Source organism: Streptomyces sp. NPDC026575 (assembly GCF_055567415.1).
The window spans coordinates 239,693-256,567 of sequence record NZ_JBVHQM010000002.1; the positions used below are offsets into that span (position 1 = coordinate 239,693).

General features: G+C 72.1%; 14 protein-coding genes. 7 read left to right on the plus strand and 7 right to left on the minus strand.

Translation table 11 applies throughout. The features are described from left to right. Window positions 1-31: 31 nt before the first annotated feature. Entirely contained in the window at window positions 32-3,616 is a 3,585-nt protein-coding gene (gene cydD, locus ACZ4NB_RS03430) for a thiol reductant ABC exporter subunit CydD (RefSeq protein WP_467657980.1), read from the plus strand. A 103-nt stretch (window positions 3,617-3,719) separates the two neighbouring features. Continuing rightward, on the plus strand, window positions 3,720-5,399 hold the full coding sequence (locus ACZ4NB_RS03435; RefSeq protein ID WP_467658220.1) for a GAF domain-containing sensor histidine kinase: 1,680 nt from the start codon (window positions 3,720-3,722) through the stop codon (window positions 5,397-5,399). Between the two features lie 68 nt (window positions 5,400-5,467). Here ACZ4NB_RS03435 and ACZ4NB_RS03440 read toward each other — a convergent pair whose 3' ends face one another. Further along, window positions 5,468-6,376 (minus strand): HAD family hydrolase, encoded by a 909-nt coding sequence (locus ACZ4NB_RS03440; protein WP_467657981.1) that lies wholly within the window; start codon window positions 6,374-6,376, stop codon window positions 5,468-5,470. A gap of 152 nt (window positions 6,377-6,528) precedes the next feature. Here ACZ4NB_RS03440 and ACZ4NB_RS03445 point away from each other — a divergent pair, with 152 nt between their 5' ends. The 3 genes from ACZ4NB_RS03445 to pspAB all read left to right on the plus strand — a co-directional run bounded on the left by ACZ4NB_RS03445 (window position 6,529) and on the right by pspAB (window position 9,138). Further along, window positions 6,529-7,425, plus strand: coding sequence for an LLM class flavin-dependent oxidoreductase (locus ACZ4NB_RS03445; RefSeq protein WP_467657983.1), 897 nt, complete (start codon window positions 6,529-6,531; stop codon window positions 7,423-7,425). Window positions 7,426-7,644: 219 nt separating this feature from the next. Beyond that, window positions 7,645-8,544, plus strand: coding sequence for a zinc metalloprotease HtpX (gene htpX / locus ACZ4NB_RS03450; protein ID WP_467657984.1), 900 nt, complete (start codon window positions 7,645-7,647; stop codon window positions 8,542-8,544). A 30-nt stretch (window positions 8,545-8,574) separates the two neighbouring features. Next, a complete protein-coding gene (gene pspAB, locus ACZ4NB_RS03455; RefSeq protein ID WP_467657986.1) occupies window positions 8,575-9,138 on the plus strand; it encodes a PspA-associated protein PspAB in 564 nt (187 codons plus the stop codon). Window positions 9,139-9,165: 27 nt separating this feature from the next. Here the strand turns inward: pspAB and ACZ4NB_RS03460 are convergent, their stop codons facing one another. Next, entirely contained in the window at window positions 9,166-9,708 is a 543-nt protein-coding gene (locus ACZ4NB_RS03460) for an RNA 2'-phosphotransferase (RefSeq protein WP_467657987.1), read from the minus strand. Between the two features lie 60 nt (window positions 9,709-9,768). Next, on the minus strand, window positions 9,769-10,365 hold the full coding sequence (locus tag ACZ4NB_RS03465) for a PadR family transcriptional regulator (protein WP_467657988.1): 597 nt from the start codon (window positions 10,363-10,365) through the stop codon (window positions 9,769-9,771). A 128-nt stretch (window positions 10,366-10,493) separates the two neighbouring features. Here ACZ4NB_RS03465 and ACZ4NB_RS03470 point away from each other — a divergent pair, with 128 nt between their 5' ends. Both ACZ4NB_RS03470 and ACZ4NB_RS03475 read left to right on the plus strand, forming a co-directional pair. Then, complete coding sequence (locus tag ACZ4NB_RS03470; protein ID WP_467657989.1) at window positions 10,494-11,084, plus strand: hypothetical protein; 591 nt, start codon at window positions 10,494-10,496, stop codon at window positions 11,082-11,084. Beyond that, a complete protein-coding gene (locus ACZ4NB_RS03475) occupies window positions 11,081-12,430 on the plus strand; it encodes a carotenoid oxygenase family protein (RefSeq protein ID WP_467657990.1) in 1,350 nt (449 codons plus the stop codon). Before ACZ4NB_RS03470 ends, ACZ4NB_RS03475 begins: the two co-directional genes overlap by 4 nt. A 97-nt stretch (window positions 12,431-12,527) precedes the next feature. On the opposite strand, the gene ACZ4NB_RS03480 is transcribed toward ACZ4NB_RS03475, so the two are convergent. From ACZ4NB_RS03480 to ACZ4NB_RS03495, 4 genes are all read right to left on the minus strand, one after another. Continuing rightward, window positions 12,528-13,562 carry a MerR family transcriptional regulator gene (locus ACZ4NB_RS03480; protein WP_467657992.1) on the minus strand — a complete coding sequence of 345 codons (1,035 nt, stop codon included), beginning with the start codon at window positions 13,560-13,562 and terminating at the stop codon, window positions 12,528-12,530. A gap of 11 nt (window positions 13,563-13,573) precedes the next feature. Next, complete coding sequence (locus ACZ4NB_RS03485; RefSeq protein ID WP_467658234.1) at window positions 13,574-13,891, minus strand: hypothetical protein; 318 nt, start codon at window positions 13,889-13,891, stop codon at window positions 13,574-13,576. Between the two features lie 117 nt (window positions 13,892-14,008). Then, window positions 14,009-15,847: an SDR family oxidoreductase gene (locus tag ACZ4NB_RS03490; protein ID WP_467657993.1), complete on the minus strand. Its 1,839-nt coding sequence runs from the start codon at window positions 15,845-15,847 to the stop codon at window positions 14,009-14,011. Continuing rightward, the gene (locus tag ACZ4NB_RS03495) at window positions 15,844-16,710 is read right to left on the minus strand and encodes a M24 family metallopeptidase (protein WP_467657995.1); all 867 of its coding nucleotides are present in this window, start codon (window positions 16,708-16,710) and stop codon (window positions 15,844-15,846) included. The genes ACZ4NB_RS03490 and ACZ4NB_RS03495 overlap by 4 nt, the downstream gene beginning before the upstream one ends. Window positions 16,711-16,875 lie beyond the last annotated feature (165 nt).

Consider the following 16,875-nt stretch of genomic DNA (forward strand, 5'->3'; position numbering starts at 1 on the left):
CCGCCCCTCGGGGCGGCCTCAGCAGGATGGAATGTTTCACGTGAAACCCGTCGACCCGCGTCTGCTCCGATACGCCCGCGCCACCCGCGGCTTCCTTGTCGCGGTGGTGGTACTCGGGCTGGCCGGAGCGGGCCTGGTCGTCGGCCAGGCGATGCTGATCGCCGAGATCGTGGTCGGTGCCTTCCAGCACGACCTCGATCTCGGCGGCCTGACCACACCTCTGGCGCTGCTGGCCGCGGTCTCCGTCGGGCGCGGCCTGATCTCCTGGCTCACCGAGCTGGCCGCGCACCGCGCCGGCGCGGCCGTGAAGTCCGAACTGCGGATGCGGCTGGTCGAGCGGGCGGCGCGGCTGGGGCCCGGCGCCTCCACCCCGTCCCGGGCCGGCGCCGCCCAGCTGCGCACCGGCGAGCTCACCACCCTCGCCACCCGTGGCATCGACGCCCTGGACGACTACTTCGCGCGCTATCTGCCGCAGCTGGGGCTGGCGGTCGTCGTCCCCGTCGCGGTGCTCGCCCGGATCGTCACCGGCGACTGGATCTCGGCGCTGACGATCGTCCTCACCCTGCCGCTGATCCCGCTGTTCATGGTCCTGATCGGCTGGGCCACCCAAGCCCGGATGGACCGCCAGTGGCGGCTGCTCGCCCGGCTGTCCGGGCACTTCCTCGACGTCGTCGAGGGCCTGCCCACCCTCAAGGTCTTCGGCCGGGCCAAGGCCCAGGCCACCGCCATCCGCACCATCACCAGCGAGTACCGCCGCGCGACCCTGCGCACCCTGCGGATCGCCTTCCTCTCCTCCTTCGCGCTGGAGCTCCTCGCCACCATCTCGGTCGCGCTGGTCGCGGTCGGTATCGGGATGCGGCTGGTGCACGGCGAACTCGACCTCTATACCGGGCTGATGGTGCTGGTCCTGGCGCCCGAGGCGTATCTGCCGCTGCGGCAGGTGGGCGCGCAGTACCACGCCGCGGCCGAGGGGCTCGCGGCCGCGGAGGAGATCTTCGAGGTGCTGCAGACGCCGCTGCCGGCGCCGGGCACCGCGCCCGCCCCTCGGGGCACCGCCCTCGCCGTCGAGGAGCTGGTGGTCCGCCACCCCGGGCGGGCCGCCGACTCCCTGCCCGAGACCTCGTTCGAGGTCCGGGCGGGCGAGACCGTCGCGCTGGTCGGCCCCTCCGGCGCCGGCAAGACCACGCTGCTGAGCGTGCTGCTCGGCTTCACCGAGCCGTCCGAGGGCCGGGCCCTGGTAGACGGCCGGGACATCGCCTCCCTCGCCCCCGACAGCTGGCGGGAGCGGATCGCCTGGGTTCCGCAGCACCCGCATCTGTTCGCCGGTTCGATCGCCGAGAACGTACGGCTGGCGCGGCCGGACGCGGATGACGCCGCGGTGCGCACCGCACTCGCCGACGCCGGGGCGCTGGACTTCGTCGACGCGCTGCCCGACGGCCCGGCGACCCGGCTCGGCGAATCCGGCGCCGGGCTCTCCGCAGGTCAGCGCCAGCGCCTCGCGCTCGCCCGGGCCTTCCTCGCCGACCGTCCGATCCTGCTCCTGGACGAGCCCACCGCGAATCTGGACGGCGAGACCGAGGAGGCGATCGTCGCCGCGGTCCGCCGGCTCGCGGTCGGCCGTACGGTGCTGCTCGTGGTCCACCGGCCCGCGCTGCTGGCGGTCGCGGACCGCATCGTGCGGCTGCCCGATCCGGCGGCCGCCGTGGAGCCGGGGCCGGGTGCGGCCGCGGCTCGCGGGCGGGGCGGCACGGAGGACTCCGCCGCGGCCCCGGCCGGGACCGCCGATCCCGCCCACGCAGGCGACGCCGTGGTGGACGCCGCCCGTGGTGGCGCGCTGACCCGTCTGCGCCGGATGGCGCGCGCCCGCCGGGCGAGGTTCGGGCTGGCGCTGCTGCTCGGCAGCCTGGCGCTGGGCAGCGCGGTGGGCCTGATGGCGACCTCAGGGTGGCTGATCTCGCGGGCCGCGCAGCAGCCGCCGGTGCTGTATCTGATGGTGGCGGTGACCGCGACCAGGGCGTTCGGCATCGGGCGCGCGGTCTTCCGGTACGCCGAGCGGCTGGTCGCCCATGACGCGGTGTTCCGGATGCTCGCCGACGTACGCGTCGCCGTCTTCCGGCGGCTGGAGCGGCTGGCACCGGCCGGGCTCAAGGAGCGCAGCCGCGGCGATCTGCTGTCGCGGCTGGTCGCCGATGTCGATGCGGTGCAGGACTACTTCCTGCGGTGGCTGCTGCCCGTCGGGGCGGCGGTGGTGGTCGGCGCGGGCGCCGTCGGCTTCACCGGCTGGCTGCTGCCGGAGGCGGGGGCGATCCTCGCCGGCGGGCTGCTGCTCGCGGGCGCGGGGGTGCCGCTGCTGTCGGGCGCGCTGGCCCGGCGGGCGGAGCGCCGGGTGGCGCCTGCTCGGGGCCGGCTCGCCACCCGGGTGGTCGAGGTGCTCACCGGGACCGCCGAGTTGACGGTGGCCGGTGCGCTCACGGCCCGTACGGAATCGGTGCGGCGCGCGGACCGCGAGCTGACCGGGATCGCCTCCCGCTCGGCCGCCGTGGCCGGGGTCGGCGCCGGGCTCTCGGCACTGCTGTGCGGGCTGACGGTCGCCGCCGCCGCGGTCGTCGGCGTCCAGGCGGTGCACTCGGGCCGACTGGACGGGGTGGCGCTGGCGGTCGTCGTGCTCACTCCGCTCGCCGCGTTCGAGGCGGTGACCGGGCTGCCGCTGGCGGTGCAGTACCGGCAGCGCACCCGGCACGCCGCGGAGCGGGTCTTCGAGGTGCTGGACGCCCCTGCGCCGGTGCACGAGCCGACCGCGCCCGCGGCGGCTCCCGAGACGCCGTTCCCGCTGGTCGTCAGCGATCTGACCGCCCGCCACACCGGATCGGCCCGGCCGGCGCTGGACGGGGTCGGCCTCACCCTGACGGCCGGTCGCCGGGTCGCCGTCGTCGGCCCGTCCGGCTCCGGCAAGACCACGCTGGCGCAGGTCCTGCTGCGCTTCCTGGACCCCGAGTCGGGGGCGTACACGCTGGGCGGGACGGACGCCCGGACGCTCGACGGCGACGCGGTGCGGCGGCTGGTGGGGCTGTGTGCGCAGGACGCGCACCTCTTCGACAGCTCGCTGCGGGAGAACCTCAGGCTCGCCCGCCGGGACCGGAGCGCGGACCCGGGCGACGCCGATGACCAGGACCTCTGGGACGCCCTCGGCCGGGCGCGGCTCGCCGACTGGGTGCGTGGGCTGCCCGACGGCCTGGACACCATGGTCGGGGAGCACGGCGCCCGGCTGTCCGGTGGCCAGCGGCAGCGGCTGGCCCTGGCCCGTGCGCTGCTCGCGGACTTCCCGGTGCTCGTGCTGGACGAGCCCGCCGAGCATCTGGATCTGGCCACCGCCGATGCGCTGACCGCCGATCTCCTGGCCGCGACCGAGGGCCGTACGACGGTGCTGATCACCCACCGGCTCACCGGGCTCGACGCCGTCGACGAGGTGCTGGTGCTGGATCGCGGACGGGTCGTGCAGTGCGGGGGGTACGCGGAGCTGGCGGCGGCCGACGGGCCGTTCCGGCGGATGCTGGAGCGCGAGCGGGCAGTCGACGCGGCCCTGCCGATGGCCGGGTCCGTAGAAATGGCTCCGTAAATGTCCCCTTATTAGGCTCTTGGGCATGGCAGCCACGGCAGGACCCGCGGCCCCGGACCCCCTGGGTCCCGGGCGCGGTGACGCGAGCCCGGCTCCCGATCCCATGGACGCCGCCACCGAGGCCACCCGCAGCCTCCAGGGGCTGTCCTCCGAGCTGACCGCCCGGGTACCGCAGCTGCTGGAGGCGATGCGCACCGTCGGCGCGGGTCTCGATCTGCACATCACCCTCGACCGGATCGTGGAGACCGCCGCCGAGCTCGCCGACGCCCGCTACGCCGCCATCGGCATCATCGACGACGCCCGCGAGGGGCTGTCGGACTTCGTGACGTACGGCGTGACCGCCGAGGAGCACAAGCGGATCGGTGCGCTGCCCGACGGGCACAAGGGCCTGCTCGGGGCGCTCATCCACGACCCCAAGCCGCTGCGGCTCGCCGACCTCACCCAGGACTCCCGCTCGGCCGGATTCCCGCCGGGCCATCCGCCGATGCGGACGTTCCTGGGGGTGCCGGTCCGGGTCCAGGGCGAGATCTTCGGCAATCTCTATCTGACGGAGAAGCGCGGCGGCGGGGAGTTCAGCGAGGAGGACCTGCACATGGTGCGGGTGCTCGCCACCGAGGCCGGTATCGCGATCGGCAATGCCCGGCTGCATGCGGCCACCCGGCAGCGGGAGCGGTGGATCGACGGTTCGGTGGCGGTGACCACCGAACTCCTCGCCGGCAGCGATGTCGACGATGCGCTCGCGGTGGTCGCCGAGCAGGCGCGGAAGCTGGCGGACTCGGCGGCCGGCATCGTGCTGCTGCCCGACGACGAGGGCGGTCTGGAGATCGTCGCGGTCTCCGCCGACGAGCCCGCCGGGATCATGGGGACACAGATCCCGCCCGACAGCCCGGTGGTCGAACAACTCCTCGCCGGGGAGCCGGTGTTCGTGGACGACTCGGCCACCGACCCGCGCATGGTGACGGCCATCGCGCCCCGCTTCGGGCCGAGCATGATGCTGCCGCTCAAGAGCGGTGGCCGGGTGCTCGGCACGCTGGCCACCCCGCGGTCCCGTGGCGCCCGCCCGTTCACCGCCGCCGAGCGGACCCTGGCCACCCAGTTCGCCGCGCAGGCCGCGCTGGCGCTGGTGCTGGCCGACGCCCAGCGCGACCGTGAGCGCCTCGCGGTGTATCAGGACCGCGACCGGATCGCCCGTGACCTGCACGATCTCGTCATCCAGCGGCTGTTCGCGACGGGCATGATGCTGGAGGGCGCACAGCGCAGATCCGTCGTCCCCGAGGTGGTGCAGGGCGTCGGCAAGGCGGTCGACGAGCTGGACGTCACCATCCAGGAGATCAGGACCGCGATCTTCGCCCTCCAGCAGGGCCCGGCCGAGGCGCCGTCCGGGCTGCGGACCCGTGTGCTCCGGGAGATCGGCACCGCCGCCGTACCGCTCGGCTTCCAGCCGTCGGCCAGCTTCGTCGGCGCGGTCGACTCCCGGGTCGGCGAGCTGACCGGCAAGAACCTGATCGCCGCGCTGCGCGAGGCGCTGTCGAACGCCTTCCGGCACGCTCAGGCATCCCGGATCGAGGTCGTCGTCGACGCGACGATCAGACTGCCGGACGGCACGGAAGGGGTCCGGCTGACCGTCGCCGACGACGGCATCGGCATCCCGGGCGGCGGCCGCCGCAGCGGCCTGAAGAACCTCGCCAAGCGCGCGGAGTCGCTGGGCGGCTCCAGCACGCACGGGCCCGGACTCGGTACGGACGGGACCGGGACGATGGTGACGTGGGAGGCGCCGCTGTGACGGCGTGCCTCGTGGAGGTCGTTGCACGCGAGGGATGTTTCACGTGAAACCGTCCGGCGCGCGCCAGGTCAGGGCCGGCGGCCGCGTTCCCGAAGGATCTCCTCGATGACGATCGCGACGCCGTCGTCGTTGTTGGACGCCGTACGGTGCGTGGTGGCCGCCAGCACCTCCGGGTGGGCGTTGGCCATGGCGTACGAGGTGCCGGCCCAGCTCAGCATCTCTATGTCGTTCGGCATGTCCCCGAAGGCGACGACCTCGTCCGGCGTGATGCCGCGCTCGGCGCAGCAGTGGGCGAGGGTGCCGGCCTTGCTGACGCCCGAGCCGCTGATCTCCAGCAGGGCGGTCGGGCTGGAGCGGGTGAAGGACGCGAGATCGCCGGCGGCCTTGCGGGCCAGCGCCAGGAAGGCGTCGGGCTCCAGCTCGGGGTGGTGCGCGAGCAACTTGATGACGGGCTGGTCGGGGAAGTCGGGGCCGGCGCCGTCGGTGGCGCCCAGCGGCGCCACGAAGTCCTCGGCCAGCAGCTTCTCCGCCGGCGCGACGAACGCGGTGGGATCCAGCGTCAGCGGCGGATACTGCGGCTCGTAGTGGATGCCGCTGGTGCGCTCGACCGCGAACGAGGTGCCGGGCGCGGCGCTGCGCAGCACGTCCACGACCTGGAGCGCGGCCGTGCGCTCCAGGGGGTTGACCTCGACGATGCGGCCGCCGCGGTGCAGATCGACGACGGCCGCGCCGTTCGCGCAGATCGCCAGGCCGTGACCGTGCACATGGTCGCTGACCGGGCCCATCCAGCGGGCCGGGCGGCCGGTGACGAAGAACACCTCGATACCGGCCCGCTCGGCTGCGGCGAGCGCGGCGATCGTCCGGTCGGAGACCGTCTTGTCGTCATGCAGCAGCGTGCCGTCGAGGTCGGTGGCGATCAGCCGGGGCGCAACGGCTGGTCCGGGCGCTCGGGGCGGCGTGGCGGGGGCGTCAGTCACGGCCCCATCTTCCCGTACCACCGCGCACAGGCGTGCGGTGGGTTGCGCGGATGAGCCCGGAACGTCCGGGTCGCGGGAGGCGAACGGGGGTGGTACGGGTGGCGAAGAAGGCGGATCGCCGAGCGCGTGCGGCTCGCCGTACGCTCGGAGGCATGCGACTGAGCACCGTGATACTTCCCGTCCGCCGTTGGTCCGAAGGTGGGCGGGAGGAGTGGCAGCGCGCCGAGGAGCTGGGCTTCCACGCCGCCTACACCTACGACCACCTCTCATGGCGGACCTTCCGCGACCAGACCTGGTTCGGTGCCCTTCCGACGCTGACCGCCGCGGCGGCGGCGACCTCCCGGATGCGGCTGGGCACCCTCGTCACCTCGCCGAACTTCCGGCACCCGGTCACCCTCGCCAAGGAGCTGATCTCGCTCGACGACATCAGCGAGGGCCGGATCACGCTGGGCATCGGAGCCGGCGGCAACGGCTTCGACGCCACCGCGCTGGGCCAGGAGGCATGGTCGCCGCGGGAACGGGCGGACCGCTTCGCCGAGTTCGTGCTGCTTCTGGACCGCCTGCTGACCGAGGACGCCGTCTCCTACGAGGGCACGCACTACTCCGCGGACGAGGCGCGCAACATCCCCGGTTGCGTGCAGCGGCCCCGGCTGCCGTTCGCGGTGGCGGCCACCGGGCCGCGCGGGCTCAAGCTGGCCGCCCAGTACGGCCAGGCATGGGTGACCACCGGCGACCCCAAGGTCTCCAACGGGGGCGGTACGTCGGACGACTCGCTGGAAGCGGTCCGCGGGCAGGTCGAACGGCTCGCCAAGGCGTGTGCCGAGCGGGGCAGGGACGCCGGTGAACTGCAGAAGATCATGCTGAGCGGATTCACCCCGGACCGTCCGCTGGACTCCGTGGACGCCTTTGTGGACTTCGCGGGCCGCCATGCCGAGCTGGGCTTCGACGAGCTGGTGGTCCACTGGCCGATCGCCGATTCGGTCTTCGAGGCCGACACCGCGGTCTTCGAGCGGATCGCCACGGAGGGCCTGGCGCAGCTGCGCAAGTAGGCCGTCCCGGGCCGGGCGCCAGGAGGGCGGCCGCGCTGGTCGGCGCCCTCCGGGCGGCCCGACGCGCCCGACCGCCTCTGGCCTCGGCTTTACTCCCTATATAGCAATGAAGAGGGAGAATCGGGACAACGGCGTAGTGCGACGGACACCACGGTGTGCAGTGCGGGGCTGCGCACCGTGTCGGCGCACTGCGCGAAGTGCGGCGCTTGTGGAGGAGCCATGGCACGGACCCGATTCGCCCCGGACCGCGGACTCACCTCGCGCATGGTCACGACGATGTTCTTCATCGGACTGCTGTACGTCGTGGTCGTCAGTGTGCTGGTGGTGCTGCTCAAGGGCGCCTGGGTGGTGGTGCTGCTGCTCGCGGGCGGCCTGTTCGTCGCGCAGTTCTGGTTCAGCGACCGGATCGCCGCGTTCAGCATGGGGGCGCGCGAGGTCACGCCGGAGCAGGCGCCCGAACTGCACGGCGCCGTCGACCGGCTGTGCGCGCTGGCCGATATGCCCAAGCCGCGGGTCGCGATCGCCGAATCGGATGTGCCGAACGCGTTCGCGACGGGCCGTAATCAGAAGAACTCGATGGTCTGCGCCACGACGGGGCTGCTGCGGCGGCTGGAGCCGGAGGAACTGGAGGGGGTGCTGGCGCATGAGCTCTCCCATGTCGCCCACCGCGATGTCGCGGTGATGACCATCGCGTCGTTCCTCGGCGTACTGGCGGGCATCATCACCCGGGCCGCCCTGTGGAGCGGCGTCGGCCGCAACAACCGCGACCAGAACGCGGCCATCGCCGTGCTCATCGTCACCGCCGTCAGCGTGGCCGTCTACGCGATCAGCTTCCTGCTGACGCGGCTGCTGTCCCGCTACCGCGAGCTGTCCGCCGACCGGGCCGCCGCGCTGCTGACCGGCCGGCCGTCGGCGCTGGCCGCCGCGCTCACGAAGGTCACCGGCCAGATCGCGCGGATCCCGACCGAAGACCTGCGCAAGGCCCAGCCGTTCAACGCGTTCTACTTCGCCCCGGCGTTCAACAAGGAGAGCTTCAGCCGGCTGCTGTCCTCGCACCCGACGCTGGAGGCGCGGCTGGAGCAGCTGGGACGCATCGCGGCGCAGCTGGGTCGGCCGTGACGGGCCGGAAGCGAAAGGAGTAAGCCGCGCATGGGATTTCTGGACGCCATCCTCGGCCGCAGCAAGCCGGTACGCCCCGATCTCGACCAGCTCTTCGCGCTGCCGTCGGCCGCGGTGACCCTCCAGGCCGCGGCCGATTTCGAAGCCACCGGTCTCGGATCGGTGTGCTTCGCGAGCGTCGAGGGCGGGGCGTTCGCACGCATCCAGGAGGAGGCGCGGGCTCTGCTGGACGGGTCGGTGGAGTTCTCGCAGGACTCCTACGGCTATACGTGGCTGCTCGTACGGCATTCGCCGCAGGACGTGGCGGGCCTGGTCAACGACCTGCACGCGGTCAACACCTCCCTGGAGGAGGCGGGGTTCGGGCCGCAGCTGCTGTGCTCGTTGCTCGGCTTCCGCGATGCCCGGCAGCGGTCGCTGGCGCTGGTCTACCTCTACAAGCGGGGCACGTTCTACCCCTTCGCGCCGAAGCAGGAGGGCGGCGAGAGGCGTGACAACCCGCTGGAGCTGCAGGTGCGGGCGATGCTCGGGGACGATCTGACGATCGAGAAGGACCTGGCTCGGTGGTTCCCGGTGTGGGGTGCGCCGGGGCTGTGAGCGTCCGGGCGCCGGGGTGTGCGGGGCTCAGCCCGGAAAACGCAGGAACCGTGCCGGTACGCGGCTGGTGAGCCAGACGCCGTTGGCGCTGACCTGGAAGACATGGCCGGCCCGGTGCATCGCCGCCGCGTCCACGGTCAGGACGACGGGCCTGCCGCGCCGCGCACCCACGCGGGTCGCGGTCTCGCGGTCGGGCGAGAGGTGGACGGCGTGCCGCGACATCGGCCGCAGCCCCTCGTCCCGGATGGCGGCCACATTGCGGACCACCGTGCCGTGGAAGAGGTACAGAGGCGGCACGGCCGGCGGCAGATCGAGGTCCACCCGCACGGAATGGCCCTGGCTGGCGCGTATCCGGCCGTCCTCCATGGCATAGCGCTGCTTGTCGTTGTCGGCGACCACCGACTCCAACTCCGCCAGGGAGAAGCGGAATCCATGGCGCGCGGCGGCCGCTATGAGCTCCTTCACGGGCACCCAGCCCTGGGCGTCGAGGGTGATGCCGATCCGCTCCGGTTCATGGCGCAGATGTTTCGCCAGATACTTCGAGATGCGCACGGAGCGCTGGTTGTCCATGCCTCCAGGGTGCCGCGCACAGGCGACGGCGGCACCTGAATTCGCGGCCGGACGACGGCGTCACTCCGCCTCTTCGGCGGCTTCGCCGCGCCGCTTCTCCTCGTGTCTCCCCCGCGCGAGTTCGCTCGCCTTTATCGCCTTCGCGCTGGTCACCTCGTCGGCCGCCCAGCGGGCCCACTCCTCCAGGGCCGCCGTCATCCGCAGGCCGTACTCCAGGACGATCCGCCCGTGAACCGAGATCATTTCCTCGTCCCAGTTGGTGTTCTCGACGATCTCCTCGTACGTGGCGTGCGCGCGGCCGGCGAACTCGGCCTTCTGGAGCAGATACGCCTGCGCTTCGAGGGGGGTGACGATGCCGAGGAAGAAGACGCGCAGCATGCTGTCGTCGCGCGTGGGGCCGCCGGGTGGGACGTCGGTGAGCCAGTGGCGCAGCTCCGCCAGGCCGTCCTCGGTGATCGCGTACTCCTTGCGGCCGCGGGGGCCGTGGGCGGCGACCTCGACCAGGCCCGCGGTGGTGAGTTTGGTGAGCTCGCCGTACACCTGACTCTGTGTGGCCGGCCAGACGTTCGAGAGCGAGGCGTTGAACAGCTTCATCAGGTCGTAGCCGCTCGCCGGGGATTCGGCCAGCAGGCCCAGCACCGCATGTCTCAGGCTCATGGCCTGCACTTTACCTTCCACTCTTGACATGTCAAAGGTGGAGCTTCTAGATTCGACATGTCGAAGTTGGAATGTGGGCGGACCGGACGGACTCCAAGCGTGCGGCCGCGATCGAAAGCGGGGGAATCATGAACTACTTGCGCGGCTTCATCCCATGGCTGGTCTTCGCCGGAGTGGGCTCGTTCGGCTGGCAGTGGGGCGCATTGGCGGGCCTGGCGGCCGCGGTCGTGCTGCTCATAGCCGACCGCGCCGCCGGCCTGGCGCTGGACTACCGCCTGCTGGAGTACGGCACGATCGTCTTCTTCGCGGGCCTCAGCGTGCTGGCCTTCGCGCAACCCGACAGTGGACTCAAGATGTACGGCAGCTCGCTCTCGATGGGCTGGCTGGCGCTCATCGCCTGGGTGTCGATCGCGGTACGGCGCCCCTTCACGCAGGGGATCGCACGCCGTATGGCCCCGCCCGAGGTCTGGCAGACCCCGCTCTTCCGCCGTATCAACGTGGTGCTGACGGCGGCCTGGGCGGTGTCCTTCACCCTTACCGCGACCGCTCAGGCAGTCGTCTCCGCCTATGAGCTGAACACGGCCTTCACGGTCGTCATCCAGGTCGCCGGATTCGTGCTCCCCGTCCGCTTCACCTCCACCTACCCGGAGCGCGCCAGGGCTCGCTTCCTGCAGCAGTCCGGTGGGCGGATCGACATCCAGGAAGGCCTGGCGTCATGACCACCAAACCCCCGACCACCGCAACCGAATCCACCGCCCCCGCACCGCACATGGCCGGCAACTTCGCGCCGGTCAAGGGCGAGCTGACCGCCTACGACCTCCCGGTCACAGGCACGATCCCGCCCGAGCTCAGCGGCTGGTTCCTGCGCAACGGCCCCAACCCGCGGGACGCCGCCTCACCGCACTGGTTCTTCGGCGACGGCATGGTCCACGGGCTGCGCCTGGAAGGCGGCCGGGCGGTCTCCTACCGCAACCGCTGGGTGCGCACCTCCACCTTCACCGACGGTGCGCCCGTCATCGACGCGCAGGGCCGCCGCGATCTGACGGCGGGCGTGGCCAATACCCACATCGTCCGCCACGCCGGCCGTACGCTCGCACTAGTCGAGTCGTCGTTCCCCTATGAAATCGACTGCCGCCCCGGCCACGAGCTGGAGACCGTCGGCGTCCATGACTTCGACGGCCGGCTCACCACCCAGATGACCGCGCACCCCAAGACCTGCCCGACGACCGGTGAGCTGCATTTCTTCGGCTATGGCAGCCCCACCCCGCCCTATGTCACCTATCACCGTGCCGATGCGTCGGGGGAGTTGGTGATCAGCCGCCCCATCGATGTCCCGGGGCACACGATGATGCATGACTTCCATCTGACCGAGGCGCATGTCATCTTCATGGACCTGCCGCTCGTCCACGACCGCAACCAGCGCGGCATGCCGTACCGCTGGGATCCGGAGTACGGCGCCCGGTTGGGCGTGCTGCGCCGCGACGACCCCTATGGCGAGGTCCGCTGGCTGCCCATCGACCCCTGCTATGTCTTCCACGCGCTGAACGCCCACGACGACGGTGATCACCGCATCGTTCTCCATGTCTCCCGCTATGCCGACGTCGGCGGCAGGACCCCGCCCTGCCTCTGGCGCTGGACGATCGATCTCGCCGCGGGCACCGTCTGCGAGGAGCAGCTCGACGACCAGTTCTGTGAATTCCCGAGGGTCGACGACCGACTCACCGGGCGGGCGGCCCGCTTCGGCCATGCCATAGCGGCCGAGGGGCCCGGGAGCGGGCAGATACCCGGCGCCCTGCTCCGCTACGACCTGCGGACCGGAGCGGTCGTCCGGCACGACTTCGCCGCGGGGCGCACTCCGGGCGAGGCGGTCTTCGCCCCAGCGGACGACCGTCCGGGAGGTCCGGGCTGGCTGATCACTTACGTCTATGACGCCACGACCGACACCAGCGATCTGGTCGTGCTCGACGCCGAGGACATATCCGCCGACCCCGTCGCCACGGTCCATCTCCCGCAGCGTGTGCCCTATGGCTTCCATGGCAACTGGCTGCCGGATTCCGTGGATTGAGGGAGTCGGTACGACGAACGGCCTGGGGCGCGGACCGGTCGCGCTCGACTGATCCTTGCCAACTGAAGAGCGGGTGGGAACGGGGACCGGGGAGTCCCTATGCCTTCGGGGCATCCGTGCGGGACTCGGGGGCGTCCGTGCGGCAGTCGGCGGAGGCCAGTGCGTCCATGGTGCGGGCCTGCACCTCGCGGTGGGCGGCGGCGGCGATGAACGCGGTGGTGTTCTCGGCGCCCACCAGGGCCCGCACGGCCCGCACCGCCTCGGCGGGCAGCACCACCGCCTCCGAGGCGGCCTCCGAGTCGGTCGCGGTACGGGGGTCCGCGACCGAGCGGACGTCGGGCGTCGCGGGGGACCTCCGTTCCGCTTCCAGGAGCGCCCCGTTGAGGTGACGGCGCAGATGGCGGGTTGCCAAGGTACGCATGGCGCGGGCGAGTTCGGCGTCGATGGTCTGCTGGGCCAGCGGGCGCAGCCGACGTACCAGGGCGGCGGCCTCCGCCGCCTCGGCGTCGGTGGGCGGGTGGTCCAGGAACGGCTGGAAGACATGCTCGGTGGTGAAGTCCAGGAAGCGGGCGGCTATGTGCTCCACCTGGCCGCGCAGCTCCCGTAGATGACCCGAGATGGCGGGCAGCGGGACGCCGGCGGAGTGCAGTTCGGCGGCGACGGCGAGTTCCTGCGGGCTGGGCACGACGAACTCGTCGTCCCGGCCGGGGACTCGTTCCAGGACGCCCAGTTCGACGGCCTCGGCGACCGCCGCCTCGTCGGGGACCCCGCCGAAGGCGGCGTTCAGATCGGCGCGACTGATGCGGGATGCCTTCTCGTCGGTCCATGGCCCGTCGATCTCGGCGACCAGCCCCAGCACCCCGCCGAGGTCGAGACCGGCGTCCCAGGCATGAAGGAGCTCCTTGATGCTGGCGAGGGTGTAGCCGCGGTCGAGCAGATCGGTGATCTGCCGCAGCCGCGCCAGATGGGCATCGCCGTAGACATTGGCCCGGCCGCGGCGCTCGGGGCGGGGGAGCAGCCCGCGGTCCTGGTAGGCGCGGATCGTACGGACCGTGGCGCCGCTGATGTGGGCCAGGTCCTCGATGCGGTATTCGGGGGTGCGGGGTGCGGCCGTCGGCGGCTGCTCGGTCACTGCGGTGCTCCTCACGAGATGGCCGCGCGTGACGCGCTGGCCGCGCGGCTCACCGCATCCGCCGCGGCCGGGGCGGCCAGGGAGGACGCCAGGTGGGCGACGGCCGTGCGCAGCGACCCTTCCTGCGAGGGATGGTACGACCGTCGCGGATACCGCGGTATGTCCGCTCCCCGCTCACTCCGGGTGAGAAACGGTCCGTTGCGCGAGACGGGACGCGGCATGGTCACGTGGTGCTGGTGCTGGTGCTGGTGCTGGTGCTGGTGCTGGTGCTGGTGCTGGTGCTGGTCAGGGCTCCGTCTCTGGCTCTCCTGTGGGTGCGAGGTGCTCATGCGCGACTCCTGACGTGCGCAGTTGTCCGTTCTCGGTGGGGCCTCGGCCCTCGGCGAGCCTCGGGCCGTGCTCCGGCCCCGGGGCGCGGAGCCGGAGCACGGCCGGGCGGGCCGCTGTTACAGCCGGGGCTCGAAGCGGGCGAGGGCGCGCAGGGCACCCGGCGCGATGCGGGACAGCAGATGGGCGCCGCGTGCCTCGGGAGTGACCGGCACCACCGCCTGGTTGCGGACCACCGCGCGCAGGATGGCGTCGGCGACCTTCTCCGGTGGGTAGTTGCGCAGCCCGTACATCCGCGCGGCCTTCGCCTGGCGGCGCTTCTCCTCCTCGGCCGAGACACCGGCGAAACGGGCGCTGGCGGTGATCCCGGTGTTCACCAGCCCGGGGCAGACGGCCGAGACGCCGATGCCCTGGCCGGCCAGCTCGGCGCGCAGACACTCGCTGAGCATCAGCACCGCCGCCTTGGACGTGCTGTACGCGGGCAGCATCTTCGAGGGCTGGAAGGCGGCGGCCGAGGCGGTGTTGACGATATGGCCGCCCTGCCCGCGGTCCGCCATCCGCTTGCCGAAGATCCGACAGCCGTGGATGACACCCCACAGATTGACGTCCAGGACCTTCTTCCAGTCCTCGGCGCTGGTCTGCAGGAAGGGGCCGGACAGGCCGACGCCGGCGTTGTTCACCAGGACGTCGACGGTGCCGTACTCGGCGTCGACCTTGTCGGCGAGCTTCTCCATCGCCGCCTCGTCCGCGACGTCGACCACCTCGGCCCAGGCATGCGGGGCCCCGATCAGCCGGGACATATCCGCGGTCCGTGCCGCGCCCTCGGCGTCCCGGTCGACGGCGATGATCCGCGCCCCGGCCTCCGCGAAGGCGAACGCCGTCGCCCGGCCGATGCCGCTGGCCGCGCCGGTCACCAGCACCAGCTGCCCGCCGAACCGGTCGGCGTAGGTGCCCGACGCCGCGACCTGCTTCGCCGGATCACCCTCCTCCTTGGCGGTGACGAATTCGGTGATCCAGGAAACGAGCTGGTCGGGGCGGGTGCGGGGGACCCAGTGCTTGGCCGGGAGGGTGCGGCGGACCAGCTGGGGCGCCCACTGCTCCAGGTCGTCGTAGAGCCGCTGGGAGAGGAATGCGTCGCCGGTCGGGGTGATGAGCTGGACCGGACAGTGCGCATAGGCGTCGGCGCGCGGGCGGCGGAGCCGGGCGCGGACGTTGTCGCGGTAGAGCCAGGCGCCGTGCGCCGCGTCGGTGGGCAGCGACGCGGTGGGGTAGTCGCCGCCCGGCACCTTCTCCAGCCGCTCCAGGATCCGCGGCCAGCGTGTGCCGAGCGGGCCCTTCCAGGCGAGCTCCGGCAGCACGGGGGTGTGCAGCATGTAGACGTACCAGGACTTGGCGCCCTGGTTGAGGAGCTGGGCGGCCCGGCGAGGGGTGGGGCGGGCCATCCGCTGTTTGATCCAGTGACCGAAGTGGTCCAGGGACGGTCCCGACATCGAGGTGAAGGAGGCGATCCGGCCCTCCGTACGCCGCACGGTGGCGAACTCCCAGCCCTGCACGGAGCCCCAGTCGTGGCCCACCAGATGGACCGGCCGGTCGGGGCTGACGGCATCGGCGACGGCCAGGAAGTCGTCCGTCAGCTTCTCCAGGGTGAAACCCCCGCGCAGCGGCTTCGGGGCGGTGGACCGGCCGCAGCCCCGGACGTCGTAGAGCACCACATGGAAGCGGTCGGCCAGGCCGCGGGCGACCTCGGACCACACCTCCTTGCTGTCCGGGTAGCCGTGCACCAGCATCACCGTGGGCTGCGCCGGATCCCCCAGCTCGGCGACGCACAGCTCGACGCCACCGGTGCGTACCCGGCGCTCCACCGCCCCGGCGAGCCCCGAGCCCTTCCCGGGGCCGCTTTCACGCCCCCGGACCTGTCCCTGGCCGCGGCCCTTGTTCCGCTCGCGTCCCGTGTTCATGCGGCCTTCTCCTCCTGCCAGCGCCGCACGTGCGGCAGATCGTCATCCAGCCAAAAGGCGCTCTCCTGCGGGTCCTTGGAGTCCGTGACGACCAGGATCTCCTCGAACTTCGCGCCCGTGCCCCGGAACCCGAGGTGTGGTTCGACCGCCCACAGCCCCGGCTGCGGCGGGTGGTCGGAGAAGGCGTACGGGCTCCACAGCGGGGACCAGCCGTCGCGGTGGCCGTGCAGGGCGTCGGAGGCCAGCCCCTTGAGGGACTGGGTGCCGAACCCGAAGAGGGTGGGGGACCAGCGGCGCTGCCTCACCCGGTCGATCTTGTGCGCGATGACGCCGAAGGGGTAGGCGCGGTGGCGGTTCGCGTACCCCTGCCGCACCATCAGCCGGTCGACGTCCTCATAGATCTCCCGCAGCGGCCGTCGCTCGCGCACTTCGCGCAGGATCAGCTCCCGGTGGGCTTCGAGGTCGGTGAGTAGCCGGTCGTGCACGGGGTTGAGGCCGAGACAGCCGGAGTAGCCGATGTCGGCCGTGAAGCCGTTGTGTACCGGTGCCATGTCGAGGATGAAGGCCATCCCCGGTTCCAGCTCGCGGTTGGTGGGGAAGAACTGCAGCGGTACGCGGAAGTTGACGAAGGCGGTGCGGTCGCCGAACCAGGCGAACGGCAGATGGAACCAGTCCCGCACCCCGCGCTCGCGCAGCCACTCGCGCTGCATCCGCGCCGCCGCGCGCTCGGTGACCCCGGGCTTGAGCTGGGCGGCCACCGCTTCCGCGCAGTCATAGGCGAGCCGCTGGACCTCTCTGAACCCCCTTAGCTCAGCGGTGAGTTCTCCGGCTGCTGCTGAGGTCGCTGAGGTGACTGAGGCCATCGCCAACCGTCCGTCCGTGAGCAGGTCATCGCGGTACGTACCCGTAACTTGACACTGATGAATGTGACAATGACCGACGGCTGAGTCAAGAGGTGCGCAGGCACCGACCAGGGAGCCAGCCCGCCGCCGGCCGGCACCCGACCTCGGCTCGATCCTGGCTCGGCC

Excerpts from the sequence above, each read along its gene's own strand:
- ACZ4NB_RS03435 (WP_467658220.1), top strand. The coding sequence starts at position 3,720 with ATGGACGCCGCCACCGAGGCCACCCGCAGCCTCCAGGGGCTGTCCTCC.
- ACZ4NB_RS03465 (WP_467657988.1), bottom strand. The coding sequence starts at position 10,365 with ATGAGCCTGAGACATGCGGTGCTGGGCCTGCTGGCCGAATCCCCGGCG.
- ACZ4NB_RS03445 (WP_467657983.1), top strand. The coding sequence starts at position 6,529 with ATGCGACTGAGCACCGTGATACTTCCCGTCCGCCGTTGGTCCGAAGGT.
- ACZ4NB_RS03485 (WP_467658234.1), bottom strand. The coding sequence starts at position 13,891 with ATGAGCACCTCGCACCCACAGGAGAGCCAGAGACGGAGCCCTGACCAG.
- ACZ4NB_RS03490 (WP_467657993.1), bottom strand. The coding sequence starts at position 15,847 with ATGAACACGGGACGCGAGCGGAACAAGGGCCGCGGCCAGGGACAGGTC.
- cydD (WP_467657980.1), top strand. The coding sequence starts at position 32 with ATGTTTCACGTGAAACCCGTCGACCCGCGTCTGCTCCGATACGCCCGC.
- htpX (WP_467657984.1), top strand. The coding sequence starts at position 7,645 with ATGGCACGGACCCGATTCGCCCCGGACCGCGGACTCACCTCGCGCATG.
- ACZ4NB_RS03495 (WP_467657995.1), bottom strand. The coding sequence starts at position 16,710 with ATGGCCTCAGTCACCTCAGCGACCTCAGCAGCAGCCGGAGAACTCACC.
- pspAB (WP_467657986.1), top strand. The coding sequence starts at position 8,575 with ATGGGATTTCTGGACGCCATCCTCGGCCGCAGCAAGCCGGTACGCCCC.
- ACZ4NB_RS03475 (WP_467657990.1), top strand. The coding sequence starts at position 11,081 with ATGACCACCAAACCCCCGACCACCGCAACCGAATCCACCGCCCCCGCA.
- ACZ4NB_RS03470 (WP_467657989.1), top strand. The coding sequence starts at position 10,494 with ATGAACTACTTGCGCGGCTTCATCCCATGGCTGGTCTTCGCCGGAGTG.
- ACZ4NB_RS03460 (WP_467657987.1), bottom strand. The coding sequence starts at position 9,708 with ATGGACAACCAGCGCTCCGTGCGCATCTCGAAGTATCTGGCGAAACAT.